Here is a 13,281-nt window from a genome sequence, read left to right as displayed (position 1 = left end):
TCCAAAAATCACAAGGGAAATCCCCTAAGCTAAAATAAAGCGGCTAATTTAGCCCAAATCTTCGAAATTATACACCAATTCTTCAGCCTTGACAAGGGCTAGCTAAGAAAATCAAGCCTTAATGAATAAGAATAAGCATTTGTCCTCCTACCAATAATCTTGTATACTAATAAAGAATGAGAATTATTGTCTATTATTGAGGAGTGGCAAGATGAAAATTGGTCAAATAATTAAAGAACAACGTGAGTTAAATAATATTTCCCAAGGACAATTGGCGAGTTATCTAAAAACCACCCAACAAACAGTGTCTAATTGGGAAAATAATAAAAGCTATCCCAACGTGGAAAACTTAATATTACTATCATCGATTTTTGATCAACCGATGGAAGAATTGTTAAATGAGGATATCCAGGATATTTCTGAAGCAACCGGCCGGGTAATTCCAACGCGTTTGGATGATGAAGAAGTGAAGCGCTTTAACTGGAGTCATCTCTTGCTTGGTTTTGGAGCAGGCTGCTTAGTGACCTATTTGCTCAGTCACTTAGGCCAAGAAGACTAGTCCTTTTGTAGCCCTACAAGCACTTTGATAAATTTACTTTCTAGGCCATGTCAAGCGCTTATATCTATTGGTTGGCTTTCCTGTTCCCCTTATTTTCTTGACGGGTTCACTTTGCTGGGAATTTATAAATATTTGAGATAGCTCGTCCAAAGTTTATATCTATGCATTATCTTATGATTTATGTATAATATAAATATAGGATATATGTTTATTAAAAATATTATGATGAGTTGTGTGAAATATTTAGGAGGGGATGAATATGGATACGCATAGAGAAGACCTATCCCTTGATGAAAAAAATATTGCAAGACAACAAGCAAGTATTAAGGCTTCTGATGTGTTGCTAAAAATCCGTCAAGAAAAGGGGCTATCCCAGGCTCAATTAGCGGATATTTCTGGGCGTAAGCAAAGTTATATCTCACGGGTTGAATCACGTCAACAAAATATTAGTTTAGGTACCCTACAAGAAATTGTTAATGCTGTAGGTGGCCACCTCGTTGTCGATGTGCACTTCTAAAACTGATATCAAAGACGGAATAGCTAGGTGCGTAAGACCTTGAAACAACAAATAACTAGAATCTAATCTAGGGATTTGTTGTTTTTTAATACTTTAAAATGATATGCTTGCTAGTTAGCTATTCAACGACCACTATGTAAAGGCAGAAGAAATGCTCAAAGAGAACTAGGCAAACAAGGGGGCTTTTGTAAAATCAGGGTAAATTTTAGGTAAAAAGGCGGATGTAAGCGTTTAAAAGGAAGTTTTGTAAATTCCTGGTAAAAAATGGATTAGCGTTAAGTAAAGATAGTCTTTACTGGAAGAATATATGCTATCTTAAAAATGGTTTCTCAATAACTGAGAACTAATACAATGAAGGAGTACCAGAAATGTTGGAAAACATGTCGCTAACGTCTTGCCATATGTCCCCGTCTCAAGTGGGAGAAGATCCTGCTGCTGTAAATACCAGTGAGGCCCAATCACTAGAGTCACCAGCTAAGTCGACACTAGCTAATGAGGCCCCAGAAGCAACTCGGTCATCTGACAATTCTTCCCTTATTTCAAATAAGGATAGTGACCATTGCCAGCACCATGCCTTGAATTTACCGCATAAGTACCTTTCTTTAGTGGAGGCTGACGACCTGATTAGAGCCTATCGGATAGCTCAGGAAGTTCCGCGGAGTATCGGGCATTTTCGTGAGGATACCCTAATGGTTTTAGAAGTCAAAGGCCGTTTGCTAAAAAATCACACAGATAAAGCCTATTTAAAGGGGTCTTTGATCTTAACCAGTGAGGGCTTCTTGTACCGGAGTCGGTGTACTTTGGACCAATTATTAAAATCAACCCTAAAAACGCAAATGAATGATCGACTGGTTCAAGAGCCAGTGGACCTGGGAAATACTTGGCTTAGGCCTTTCTTTCTGGGGAAGCACTTATTGATGCCTCTGCGCTATCGCAATCAAAATTTTCACGGCTACTTAAACCTCAACTTGGTGAAATACTTTCACTTCTTCCCGGTAGGAGGCCGGCCGGTGACCATTGAAACGGTTGCATCGACTTCCTTAGTTTTACCGGTTAAAAATGTACAAATCAAAGCCCAACTTGAATTTGCCTATCACTTGTGGCAGAGTTATTATCTAGACCTCCTATCGAATCCTTTAATCGAAGATCCGATAGAGAAAATGCAGTCTTATTTATTTTTCAAAGAATATTATCAAGAACAGCAAAGTGAAAAAAGTCTGATCTAGAAAAATTATTGAAATCTAGCTCAGACTAAGCGTATGGAATGGTGGAAACATGCTAGAAGATAATCAGCCAGTAAAATTAAGTGAGATCAGTCCGGAGAAGAAGTCCAGCCCAAAAAGAGTCAGAGCCCTAGCCGATGAAAGTGCCCAGCTGACCAGGCCAAAAAGAAAGACTAAAAAAAGCGGTTATCGTCCTAAGAAACCAGCTACGTCCTCTGACCCAGAAGACTTAGACCAAGACCAGGAGAGGGTTTTAGCAGGCAAGATCACCATGATTGAAGCCCAAAAACGTCATAAGAAACGTTATAATGTCTACCTTGACGGTGACTTTGCTTTTGGGATTAGTGAAGATACCCTAGTTCGTTATGCCCTGTCTAAGGGGCAGCACTTAAGCCAAGAGGAAAGCAAAAATATCCTGGCCAGCGAACGCGATAACCGGGCCTATCAGATTGCCCTAAACTATTTAAGCCATAGTTTACGGTCAAAAAAGCAAGTTAGCCAACGTTTAGCTAAGGAAGACTATTCCCAAGCGACGATTGATAAGGTCATGGGAAAATTGGAAGACTTATCCCTAGTTAACGACCTCTATTACGGCCAGTCCTATACCCGAACGGCTAAGACTATCAACCGAAAAGGCCCCAAGGTGATTGCTATGGAACTGAAGGAAAAGGGGCTTAGTGAAGACACCATTGACCAAGCCTTGCTGGAGTATAGTGAGGCTGATCAAATGGAAAATGCTCAACACTTGGCTAAAAAGAAATTGCCTAGCTTACTTAGAAAGAATTCCAACCTAAAGGCAGGGGAGAAATTGCAGCAATTTCTCTATAAGAAGGGCTACAATAATGACTTAATTAGCCAAGTTTTATCCCAACTAAAAGAGTCTGACCAGCTCGACCGTGATGAGGGTGCGGCTTTAAATAAGTATTTTAAGCGCTATTGGAAGAAGTACCGGAATTTGGATGAGAAAGAACGACGTTTCAAAGTAAAAACCATGCTTTTTGGCCGTGGCTTTAAGAGTGAAGCCATCGATGCGGCTATAAGGCAGGCAGAGGAAGAAGGAGAACTGTGAGCGGAAGTAATCAAGATTTTTCCCCTAAGGATTGGATCGGACAATCAGCCATTGTTGATTTAGGACCGACCATCTCGGGAGTTGAAGTCTGGGGAGAACAAACCAACCAAACATTTCGAAAAACCTTGTTTGATTGGTATGATAGGGAGGGTCGCCACCTGCCTTGGCGGGAGAGTAAGGACCCTTACCGGATTTGGATCTCAGAAATTATGTTGCAGCAAACCCAGGTCAATACTGTTATTCCTTACTACCAACGCTTTTTACAAGCCTTCCCCACTGTCGAGGACCTGGCAGCGGCAGAAGAAGATGACTTACTGAAACTTTGGGCCGGACTAGGCTATTACTCTAGAGCTAAAAACCTCCACCGGGCAGCTCAGGAGATTGTGAATGACTATGGAGGGCAATTTCCCCAAACTGCTAAGGAACTGAAGAAACTTTCCGGAATTGGACCTTATACGGCTGGCGCCATTGCTTCTATTGCTTTTGGTCAGGCCGTCCCCGCCATTGATGGAAATGCCATGCGAGTTTTCAGCCGCCTCTTTACCATTAACGCTGATATTAGCCGGCAAAAGAACCACGCTATCTTCCGTGAAGTAGTGGCTTATGTGATGGGCGATGAACGGCCAGGGGACTTTAACCAGGCGCTAATGGATTTGGGGAGTAGTTACGAAACCGCTAAGAAGCCCTTGAGTGATATTAGTCCCATCAAAGACTTTAACCTAGCTACCTTAACCGGAACCGAGTTGGATTATCCGGTGAAATTATCCAAAACCAAATCCAAAACTATTCACTACCAAGCACTTTTGCTGGAGAATAGTCAAGGTCAGTATCTGATTGAAAAGCGTCCCAGCCAGGGTCTCTTGGCTAATTTGTGGACGGTTCCGCTTTTTGAAGTAGCTAATCAAGAAGAAAGTGACCAGCAAGGGGGAGAAGAGCGCCAGCCTTACCAAAACCTGGTTGCTGAAGCAGAGGCAGTTTATGATCTTAGACCAGTCGTAATGAAAAAATCCATCGGCCATGTCCGCCATGTCTTTTCTCACCGACTTTGGGAGATTGACCTCTACTATGCTAAATTATCTCCCGCAGCCGAAAAAGTCTGGCAAGACCAAGAAGATAATGATTGGGTTTTCTTGCATGACCTTAACCAGCATGCTTATCCCACCGTCCAAATGAAGATCTGGCAAGTCTTAAAAGATTATCTTGATCAATAGAAAGTAGGCTATTTATAGGCAATATAGAAGAGCATTCGTTCTGCTTTTGATATTTGGTCGTTGAAAAGCCATGGCATCGGTTCGAGCAGCTATAGCTCTTGGAGCAAAGCGACTTAGAGATATAGTTCAAGGTTGCGCATGCAACGTTGTTTTCCTCTTCTTCTCTCACCTAGCGAGCTTCAAACGGATAGTACGGTGTGCACCTACTATCCGTATTTCACATCGCTTGCTTGATCATGGCTAACGACCAAATTCAAAGCGCCACTACTGCTCTACATTAAATGGTCAAAATAAACATTTTTAGTAATTGTTATAAATAGTATTAATCTAAAAAAACGTCGATCACTCCATGGTGTCGACGTTTTTTATCAAGACTTTAATCACTTGAAAAGGTATAGCGTATGACGCTATCTGCTTAATCATCACAGTCTGATGATCTTATTACGACTGAATCCGCTTTTTCTTCTTATATTTGTAGCTTTTCTTCCGTCGCTTACGACGTTGGGTCAGCTGACAGTAGCGTTCGTACCAGAGATCGACATAAGGTTTAGAAAAGGGACCTTTTTCTTCCTCGATCCAGCGTACTAACTCTTTGAGATGGCTTTTAATGATTATATCTAATTCTTTAGAATAATGCATTTCATGACCATGTTCTAAATACTCGTCAATATCTAACAGGCGTTTTTCCCCATCAGGGAAAATTTTAATATCTAAATCATAGTCGATATACTTTAAAGCTTCTTCATCAATGACATAGGGAGAAGCTAGGTTACTATAATATGAGACACCGTTTTGCCTTAACATGGTGACAATATTGAACCAATATTTTTTATGAAAATAGAGTAAAGCGGGTTCACGTGTCACCCAACGGCGACCATCAGATTCGGTAACGAGGGTGTGGTCGTTACAAGCAATAATACTTTGTTCGCTTGTTTTTAGGACCAAACAGTCGCGCCATGTCCGATGGAGTGAGCCGTCATGTTTATAACTTTTGACTGTGATGAATTCTCCTTCTTTTGGATGATACATCACATGACCTACTTTCTTCACTTGGAAAAACCAAAGTCAAAAATAGTATAACATAGCTTAAGGAATAGTGTATAGGTAAAATATTTTTTTCTCGTTTTTAAAGCTGTCTCATGTTACAATCTTTTAAGAAGAAGGAGAGGAGCAAGTTAGATGAACACATCTAGAGATCAACAGCGTAAGATAGCTATTATTGCGACAATAATTACTGTCCTCTTAGTGGCTGCTTTTTACCTGATTGGTAAGCAAAGACAAACAGGGCAAAATAATGTCGCCTATGAGTCAAAAAGCCAAGCAAGTAGCCAGGTAGAAAGTCAAGCGCCAAAAACCAGTGATCACAGTCAGGCAGCTAAACGTTTTGAAGATAAGCGTCAAGAAGCGACTCTTAGCGATTATTTAGCCTATATTAACCAAGCAGGAACCCAAGCCAAAGTGGCTACGGTTAAGGTTCAAGGAGAAAGTGACCAATGGCTAAGCGAGCTCATTAAGTCGAAAGGCCAAGCAGCGGACTTGGATTTAAACGTTCAAGCTTATGACTATGCGGGCCACAGCAGCCAGTCCTTATTAACGAGTGACCTGGTTGACCAAGTGGCTAAGGAAAAACCACATTTATTAATTCTTCCCTTGACCAGTGAAGTGGACTTTGCCCAAGGAAGAAGTCTTGAAGATACCTTAGTTAATTTGAAACAAGTCTATGGCCATCTACGGATTGCTTCCCCAGAAACTAATATTGTTTTCCTGGCTTTACCATCTTATAGTGAAGCGGCTAATGGCCAGGGCACATACGGCAGCTTCTTAGTCCGCTTAATTCAAGCCTTAGAAGAGTCGCATATAAATATCATGGACCTCAATAAGGCTTTCGAAGCGAAGAACTTTGACCCTGAGAAGATCTATGACCAAGAGTCAGGTCTATTCAATGACCAAGGCTTTAAAGCCTTAGCTGATCTCTTTGGTCGAGCCTTGCAGGAAGAACACTTTGACCTAAGTCACGGCTTCCAAGGCAAAAATGATGACAAGGCTGCCTTAGAAGAATCCATGGCTAAGGAAAGTCAAAGTATTAGAGATAAGAAGAAGGCGGAGGCTCAAGAAGCCCAAGCGGCCCAAGCTGAGGCTGAAGCAGCGGCTGCTCGTCAAAGTCAAGCTGCTGAGTCACAAAGACAAGAAGAGGCTAAGCAAAGAGAAGCGGCTCAAGCGGAAGCGGACCGTCAAGCTCAAGCAGCCCAAAGACAACAACAGCAACAGCAGTCCCAAGTGGCCCCTAACCAACAACCAGCCAATGGGCAAGGACAGGCCCCAGCTCCTCAAGCGCCAGCTGCTGGGAATAATAATCCAGCACCGGCCAACCCGTATGGTGGACAGGGACAATAGTTTAATCCTTGTATCAGTCGTTTTGAACGCGATTTTAACAGTAGCAGTCAGCTCTAGCTAGCAATTAGTGAAAAGCTGACTGCTTTTTTTATGGCTTCTTTCCAATAGCCAAGATAGCTAAATGCGCCCATCCTGGTTATAATGAAGGAGAAGATGAGTGAGTAAGAAGCATACGAAGAGGTTATTAAGTGAAAAATCAACTAGAAGAACGTTTAGATAAAATTCTCCAGGGGATCCCTCCCCAAGGCTCTAGCTTAGACCAAGCCATGGATGACCTAGTCAGAGATCCAGAATTCGATGACTGTTTTGCTAGTCAAGCCCGGTTAGGGGCTAACTACCGGCCAGAGGCGACCAGTTTTCGGCTTTGGGCGCCCCTGGCCAATGAAGTCAGCCTGCTCATTTTCCAGGACTTATATAGTAATCTGCAACCCCAATATCATCCTATGCAACGTCAAGAACGAGGTGTTTTTAGCCTAGATCTTCCTGGTGATTGGCACAAAACTGCCTACCTTTATAAGGTGTCCTTTCCTAATGGGAAAACCAATTTTACGAGAGACCCTTATGCCCTTGGAGCAACTCAGAATAGCCAGCGCAGTGTGGTGGTTGATTTGTCTCGGACTAACCCCACCAATTGGGATCAAGACCGAGCGCCCGCTCTAAAGAGTCTTTCTCAAGCGGTGATTTATGAAGCCAGTGTGAGAGATTTGACTAGTGCGGATAATTCAGGTGTCAAGTCCAAGTGGCAGGGTAAATTTCTGGGCCTCAGTCAAAAAGAAACTAAAACGCCCCAAGGACAGAGTACAGGCCTTGACTACCTAAAGGACTTAGGAATCAGCCACGTTCAGCTCCTGCCCATGGCTGACTTTAAGACGGTGATTGAAGGGATCGAGGATAGCGATAATTATAATTGGGGTTACGATCCTGCTGATTACAATGTTCCTGAAGGTTCCTATGCCACGGATTCTGCCGACCCCATCTGCCGGATTAGAGAAATGAAAACCATGGTCCAATCCCTCCATCAAGCGGGCATTCGTGTCATTATGGATGTGGTCTACAACCATGTCTATGATTACATAAACCACCCCTTGGAACTGACTGTCCCTAATTATTATTTTCGTCGCGACCCCGATGGCACCATTAGTAATGGGACGGGTGTGGGGAATGATACCGCCTCAGAAAGAAGGATGATGCGAGAGTATATTGTCCGCTCGGTATGCTACTGGGCCAAGGAGTACCATATTGATGGTTTTCGCTTTGACTTAATGGGGATCCATGACGTCAAGACCATGAATCGAGTCCGCCAAGCTTTAGATGCCATTGATCCAAGTATCCTTATCTTAGGGGAAGGGTGGAACTTAGGGACCTCCCTGCCCGATGAAGACAAGGCTTGCCTTGCCAATGCTTATAAGACTCCCCGGATTGCCTATTTTGACGACCATTTTCGTGACAGTGTCAAGGGCTCTGACCAAGGGGAGGGCATGGATACCGGCTATGCCAGTGGTAAGTTTTCTGTGGAGCGGACCCTCTTAGCCAGTTTTTTGGGTGGGGAGCGGCTGAATAAGTTGGCCATTAATGTTAAGTCGCCCCTACAATTGGTAAAATATGTGGCTGCCCATGATAACTGGACTTTATGGGATAAACTAGCCATTAGCCATAGCTTTGAAAGCCAAGCCAAACGGCAAAAGCGGCAACTGCTCGCCAATAGCCTGGTTCTCCTAAGTCAAGGCATCCCCTTCTTGCATGCTGGCCAGGAATTCTTCCGGACTAAGCAAGGTGTTCGTAATTCCTACCGCCAAGGGGACCGTATCAACCAGATTGACTGGTCCTTGCGCGATAAACACCGGAATGCCGTGGACTATCTGAGGGATTTGATTGCTTTTCGCCAGGCTCACCCAGTTTTCCACCTGTCTGATTTCGAAAGCATTGACCAGGCAGTGAAGGTTTTGAAGGCTGATTTTCAAATTATTGCTCTTCTTTACCATGAAGAAGACGCTGATTACCTGCTGGTATTTAATGGACAGACCAATACCATTCGTTTTACCTTGCCAGATGGTGATTGGCAGCTTTTGGCAAAAGATTATCATTTTCTCGCTGCCGATGAAGAAAAGCCTTTGTTAAGTAATGAACACCCCCTTGTCGTTGAGGAACTGTCGCTAAGTATTTTGAAACAGCAAGGAACAGAAAAATCTTAGCCAATTTATCGATTAAAAGAAAAACTCGAGCCTATCATTGTCAGGTCATTACCGACTGATCAGCTCGAGTCTTTTTAACTATCTAATTTATCTTTTAAGGCGTAATGGTCATGGTCTTCTTCGTGGTGGGTATGGTAGGAGCGGACCAGGGTATTAAGATGGATGAGAGAACTCTCGACCTTGATCATGGCTCCGGTGATTAAGATTAGGGAGTTGCTCTTCTCAATCCGGTAGTTCAAGGATTCTGTTTCTGGGCCTCGGTTGAGGTCGGTTTCCTTGATGATATGATTCATCAACTCCTGGCGGCGAATCTTAGTAGGCTGGAAGAAGTTGACTTCAGCCGGTGAGATGCGGCCGTCAAATTTAAGGAAGATCTGCTCATGGGCGGCACAGAGAGTTTCAATCCGCTCACGTATTTAAATCCGCAGGTCATCATCAATCACAAAGAGAATATTCGTATGGGTGTGGATAGTATGGAGTAAATTAGTCATATCTAATAAAGATTGGATGAAACTCCGATAAACCACCAACTGCCGTTTCCTTGATACCCTGCGACTGGCAAACCAAATGGGTTCTTCTTTGGAAAGTTGGAAGAGATCGCGAATATAGTTGATCCGCTTATAGGCCCAGTCCAAGTCTGAAGTTAGGGAAGAATATTCGCCATTTTTTCTCAAGATGGCTCGCAGTCGAATCAATACTTCTGAAGAAGTGTCCGAAATTTCCTTGTAGAGGACATTGTCATACTTAGGTGGCATGATAAAGACATTCACCAAGAAGGAGATGACCACACCGAGGATGTTTTCAATCACCCGGGAAGTCGCAATGCCGATTAAGTCATTGACGTTACCGACAGGCTGTAGCATGATGATAACTACGGTAATTGTGGCCAAGGAGATCACGTCTTGGAGTTGGATGGCATTCATAATAGCGATAAAAATAATGACGGTCAGACCAACCACAATGGGACTATTTCCAAAGAAGTAAGACATGACCACGGCGGTTAAGCCACCTAAGAAAGCAGCAGCTCCCCGCCTAAATAGGGTATACCAGGTTTTTTTAACGGATTGTTGCAGCCCTAGAACCGCAACAAATGTTGGTTGCATAATCTCAATATGGGGTAGGAGGCTAGAGATAACCATGGCTAGCATGACGCCAATGCCGGTTTTTATCGTGCGAGCACCTAATTTCATTGGTTTTTAATCGTCCTTTTCTATTTTAATCGATACCATTAAGACCTTGAATTACTATATAGCATAGCATGATTTTCTTCAATAAGCATAAGTGAGAATTTTAACAACTTAAGGGAAAAATATGATATTTTACAGGCTTTCAATTATAATTAGCTAAAGGGCTGATGGAAAGGAAGACAACACATGGATTATGAGCAATTATATGTCGATGCGGTCGCTTATTTGCGTGAACGCCGTATTCGCCTAACCTCCCCACGAAAAAAAATATTAAAACATCTGATTGTGGCTGACCATCATCCTACTGCTGAACAAGTCTATCAAGAGCTCTCCCAAGAAGATCAATCGGTGAGTTTAGCAACGGTATATAACACTTTGAACATCTTTACCGATATTAATCTTGTCAAGGAAGTGCGTGCCAATGATGGGGCCACCCATTTCGATTTCTTCTTGAAAAAGCACTATCACATCATTTGTCAAAACTGCGGAAAAATCGTCGATGTCTATTATCCCGATGCGGCTAAAGTTGAGCAAGCCCTGACTGAAGTGGAAGACTATGCGGTAGAGGCTACTCAATTTGAAATTACTGGCCACCACCTGGAGTTCTACGGAATCTGCTCTGACTGCCAAGGTATCGATTAGACTTAGCTTAAGCAGCCTTAAGTTGAAAAAATAAAAAAAAGGCTATCCTGGGATAGCCCTTCTTGCTTCAAGTAGCTAATTTCTTGTTGTCAATTGAGTTCTATGTGCGCGCTAGCTGGCTTACTTGCCCTTGGCTTTTTGGCAAGCAGCGATGACAGCTTCCATGGCAGCGGTTCGTAAGCCTTTTTCCTCTGCCTTACGAACGCATTCAATGGAGGTGCCAGCAGGGGAGCAGACCGCATCCTTCAGTTGACCGGGGTGTTGGCCAGTTTCTACGACCATGGCTGCTGCTCCCAGAACGGTTTGGGCTGCTAAGCTTTGGGCTTGAGACCGGGGGAGTCCTTGTTGACATCCGGCGTCTGACATGGCCTCAATCAGCATGTAAACAATGGTTGGGCTAGAGCCAGACAGTCCCGTGATGGTGGCAAATTGATCTTCACTGACTTCAGCGACTAAACCCAGCCCATGGAATAAGTCTTTAACAGCTTGGTAGTCTTTAGCGGAAACCTGGTCATTAGCGGTCATCGCAATCACCCCTTGGCCGATTTTTACGGCAGTGTTTGGCATAATGCGGACAATGGCTTGTTCTTTACCAAGAATTGCTCTTGCTTGGGTTAAGCTATAACCAGCTGCTACGGTGACGATAATGGCATCCGCTTTGAGACTGTCCTTGATTTCGTCCAACACCTGGTCCATTAGATAAGGTTTCACTGCCACAATGACGAGGTCAGCATCCTGGGCACAGGGCTGGTTATCAGTTGAGCAGGCAATGTCAAAATGTTTTGCAACTTTATCTGCGCTCGCTTGGCTAGCAGTAGCGGCCTTAATTTCTAATTGAGCTTGGTGGTCACTGGATTGTAAGCCGGCAATGAGGGCTTGGCCCATATTCCCAGCTCCAATAACGGCAATGGTTTTCATAGATACGCACTCCTATCACTTACAAGTATTTTCTGAAAATATCATAGCAGAAAGGAACCCTTCATGCGCTCTTCTTTAAAAAATATTTTTACTTCTGCCTATGTCTATCGACAAAGACGCTCACTCAACACTTTTGGAATGGTCATAGTCATTCTTACCCTAAGCCTAGTTTTAACCTTACCCTTTGCTTGGCGCTTTGAGGGGGTAAATAATGAAGTCTTTGACCAAAGTTACCAAGAATTATTAGCCGACTTTCCCAGTCAGCGTGTTGACCAGAAGCTAAAAGACTATGAACTCCAAGAAGGGCAATTAGTTCCCCGAGATGGGGCTAAGGAGAAGAAGGAAAAAATAGATGCGCCAGCAATAAGTATCGGGATTCTACCTGAACTGGAAGAATTAGACAGTCTTTTCCTGAATAACCCCTCGGCCTTAATCTTTCTAGAAGATATGATGGTCTATCAACCTCGAGAAGGCGATGACTTTTCCGCTCCTTATAATAGAAACACACAGACCAAGCTAAGTAGTCAGGATTTACTGGAACAGTTCTATCAAAACTATCAGAAAAATTATCGTAAGAACCAGAAATACTTATTTGTCGGCATGCGTCATATTCTCTTTTTACTGTTTCTTATCTTATATAGTCTATTAGCTGCTGTGGTCCTCAACCGCTTGCGGCTAGCTCAGCGCTTGGATTTTTATAATCTGAAGGAGTGCTACGGCGCCAGTTTACTTTCATTAATTCTACCTAGCCTCCTGGCAAGCTTATGGGGCTACTTTCACTTAAATAATCGTCTAATGGCACTTCTAGTGATCCTATTAAGTATCGGACAGCTCATTATGGCTTATCATTTTACCGGTTTTAAGGAAAAGAACTTGCCTAAATAGGGATAGGACTAGTGTTTATGTAGGATATGAACAGCTAAGAGTAATAAATTATGAAAAAACTTGGAGAAAGTTATTGACAATCAATGGGGGACTTGGTATTCTATAAAAGTTGTTTCTCACAAGAAATGATTTGTCCCTTAAAACACTTAAGAAAATAAATCAAAAAACTTGTTGACAAACAACTTAGCAATGAGCTATAATAATTATTGCTGATCAGATAAAACTGATCGGTAAAACTTAATTGATTAACCAATTTCAACTGCTCAAAAAAACTTTTAAAAAGTTGTTGACAAGCGTTCGAAAGCTATGGTATACTGATTAAGTCGCTGTCACAGAAGGCAGCAAGATTTAGACCTTTGAAAACTGAACAAAGAAGACGAACCAAATGTGTAGGGCATCAACATTTTGTTGATGAACCAACAATTCAAACAATAAGTCTAGACCAGACTATAACTAGTCAGCAAACAAATGAGCTATCAACGCT

13 protein-coding genes are annotated in these 13,281 nt (G+C 42.8%); 9 read left to right on the top strand and 4 right to left on the bottom strand.

The window, feature by feature from the left end:
- The first annotated feature begins 211 nt into the window (after positions 1-211).
- The 5 genes from JFU01_RS07760 to mutY all read left to right on the top strand — a co-directional run bounded on the left by JFU01_RS07760 (position 212) and on the right by mutY (position 4,579).
- On the top strand, positions 212-559 hold the full coding sequence (locus JFU01_RS07760) for a helix-turn-helix transcriptional regulator (RefSeq protein ID WP_060778629.1): 348 nt from the start codon (positions 212-214) through the stop codon (positions 557-559).
- A 259-nt stretch (positions 560-818) separates the two neighbouring features.
- A complete protein-coding gene (locus JFU01_RS07755; RefSeq protein ID WP_013669101.1) occupies positions 819-1,076 on the top strand; it encodes a helix-turn-helix domain-containing protein in 258 nt (85 codons plus the stop codon).
- Between the two features lie 368 nt (positions 1,077-1,444).
- Positions 1,445-2,302 carry a hypothetical protein gene (locus tag JFU01_RS07750; protein ID WP_195856497.1) on the top strand — a complete coding sequence of 286 codons (858 nt, stop codon included), beginning with the start codon at positions 1,445-1,447 and terminating at the stop codon, positions 2,300-2,302.
- 49 nt (positions 2,303-2,351) lie between these two features.
- Positions 2,352-3,368: a RecX family transcriptional regulator gene (locus JFU01_RS07745; protein ID WP_195856496.1), complete on the top strand. Its 1,017-nt coding sequence runs from the start codon at positions 2,352-2,354 to the stop codon at positions 3,366-3,368.
- A complete protein-coding gene (gene mutY, locus JFU01_RS07740) occupies positions 3,365-4,579 on the top strand; it encodes an A/G-specific adenine glycosylase (RefSeq protein WP_195856495.1) in 1,215 nt (404 codons plus the stop codon). The genes JFU01_RS07745 and mutY overlap by 4 nt, the downstream gene beginning before the upstream one ends.
- 441 nt (positions 4,580-5,020) lie before the next feature.
- On the opposite strand, the gene JFU01_RS07735 is transcribed toward mutY, so the two are convergent.
- Entirely contained in the window at positions 5,021-5,608 is a 588-nt protein-coding gene (locus JFU01_RS07735) for a DUF402 domain-containing protein (RefSeq protein WP_041705902.1), read from the bottom strand.
- Between the two features lie 150 nt (positions 5,609-5,758).
- Between JFU01_RS07735 and JFU01_RS07730 the strand changes: the two genes are divergently transcribed.
- Complete coding sequence (locus JFU01_RS07730) at positions 5,759-6,973, top strand: hypothetical protein (protein ID WP_195856494.1); 1,215 nt, start codon at positions 5,759-5,761, stop codon at positions 6,971-6,973.
- 188 nt (positions 6,974-7,161) lie between these two features.
- Positions 7,162-9,165 carry a type I pullulanase gene (gene pulA, locus JFU01_RS07725; RefSeq protein ID WP_195856493.1) on the top strand — a complete coding sequence of 668 codons (2,004 nt, stop codon included), beginning with the start codon at positions 7,162-7,164 and terminating at the stop codon, positions 9,163-9,165.
- 74 nt (positions 9,166-9,239) lie between these two features.
- Here the strand turns inward: pulA and JFU01_RS08925 are convergent, their stop codons facing one another.
- Together JFU01_RS08925 and JFU01_RS07720 are read right to left on the bottom strand one after the other, a co-directional pair.
- Entirely contained in the window at positions 9,240-9,458 is a 219-nt protein-coding gene (locus tag JFU01_RS08925) for a hypothetical protein (RefSeq protein ID WP_230086963.1), read from the bottom strand.
- Positions 9,459-9,581: 123 nt separating this feature from the next.
- On the bottom strand, positions 9,582-10,355 hold the full coding sequence (locus JFU01_RS07720; protein ID WP_230086962.1) for an FUSC family protein: 774 nt from the start codon (positions 10,353-10,355) through the stop codon (positions 9,582-9,584).
- Positions 10,356-10,538: 183 nt separating this feature from the next.
- On the opposite strand from JFU01_RS07720, the gene JFU01_RS07715 reads away from it, so the two are divergent.
- Positions 10,539-10,994 carry a Fur family transcriptional regulator gene (locus JFU01_RS07715; protein WP_111862395.1) on the top strand — a complete coding sequence of 152 codons (456 nt, stop codon included), beginning with the start codon at positions 10,539-10,541 and terminating at the stop codon, positions 10,992-10,994.
- Between the two features lie 120 nt (positions 10,995-11,114).
- On the opposite strand, the gene proC is transcribed toward JFU01_RS07715, so the two are convergent.
- Positions 11,115-11,912, bottom strand: coding sequence for a pyrroline-5-carboxylate reductase (gene proC / locus JFU01_RS07710; RefSeq protein ID WP_230086961.1), 798 nt, complete (start codon positions 11,910-11,912; stop codon positions 11,115-11,117).
- Between the two features lie 63 nt (positions 11,913-11,975).
- Between proC and JFU01_RS07705 the strand changes: the two genes are divergently transcribed.
- Positions 11,976-12,797: a hypothetical protein gene (locus JFU01_RS07705; RefSeq protein ID WP_195856492.1), complete on the top strand. Its 822-nt coding sequence runs from the start codon at positions 11,976-11,978 to the stop codon at positions 12,795-12,797.
- The last annotated feature ends 484 nt before the right edge of the window (positions 12,798-13,281 follow it).

Origin of the sequence: Aerococcus sp. Group 2 (assembly GCF_905125285.1) — a bacterium.
Taxonomy (GTDB): domain Bacteria; phylum Bacillota; class Bacilli; order Lactobacillales; family Aerococcaceae; genus Aerococcus; species Aerococcus urinae_E.
The sequence above is the reverse complement of the archived record's forward strand: the minus strand, read 5'-3'. Positions and strand labels throughout refer to the sequence as shown.

What these genes read in the sequence shown, in the direction of transcription:
- JFU01_RS07730 (WP_195856494.1), top strand. Translation starts at nt 5,759, where the DNA reads ATGAACACATCTAGAGATCAACAGCGTAAGATAGCTATTATTGCGACA.
- JFU01_RS07755 (WP_013669101.1), top strand. Translation starts at nt 819, where the DNA reads ATGGATACGCATAGAGAAGACCTATCCCTTGATGAAAAAAATATTGCA.
- JFU01_RS07735 (WP_041705902.1), bottom strand. Translation starts at nt 5,608, where the DNA reads ATGTATCATCCAAAAGAAGGAGAATTCATCACAGTCAAAAGTTATAAA.
- JFU01_RS07715 (WP_111862395.1), top strand. Translation starts at nt 10,539, where the DNA reads ATGGATTATGAGCAATTATATGTCGATGCGGTCGCTTATTTGCGTGAA.
- proC (WP_230086961.1), bottom strand. Translation starts at nt 11,912, where the DNA reads ATGAAAACCATTGCCGTTATTGGAGCTGGGAATATGGGCCAAGCCCTC.
- JFU01_RS07705 (WP_195856492.1), top strand. Translation starts at nt 11,976, where the DNA reads ATGCGCTCTTCTTTAAAAAATATTTTTACTTCTGCCTATGTCTATCGA.
- JFU01_RS08925 (WP_230086963.1), bottom strand. Translation starts at nt 9,458, where the DNA reads ATGAATCATATCATCAAGGAAACCGACCTCAACCGAGGCCCAGAAACA.
- JFU01_RS07720 (WP_230086962.1), bottom strand. Translation starts at nt 10,355, where the DNA reads ATGAAATTAGGTGCTCGCACGATAAAAACCGGCATTGGCGTCATGCTA.
- JFU01_RS07745 (WP_195856496.1), top strand. Translation starts at nt 2,352, where the DNA reads ATGCTAGAAGATAATCAGCCAGTAAAATTAAGTGAGATCAGTCCGGAG.
- JFU01_RS07750 (WP_195856497.1), top strand. Translation starts at nt 1,445, where the DNA reads ATGTTGGAAAACATGTCGCTAACGTCTTGCCATATGTCCCCGTCTCAA.
- JFU01_RS07760 (WP_060778629.1), top strand. Translation starts at nt 212, where the DNA reads ATGAAAATTGGTCAAATAATTAAAGAACAACGTGAGTTAAATAATATT.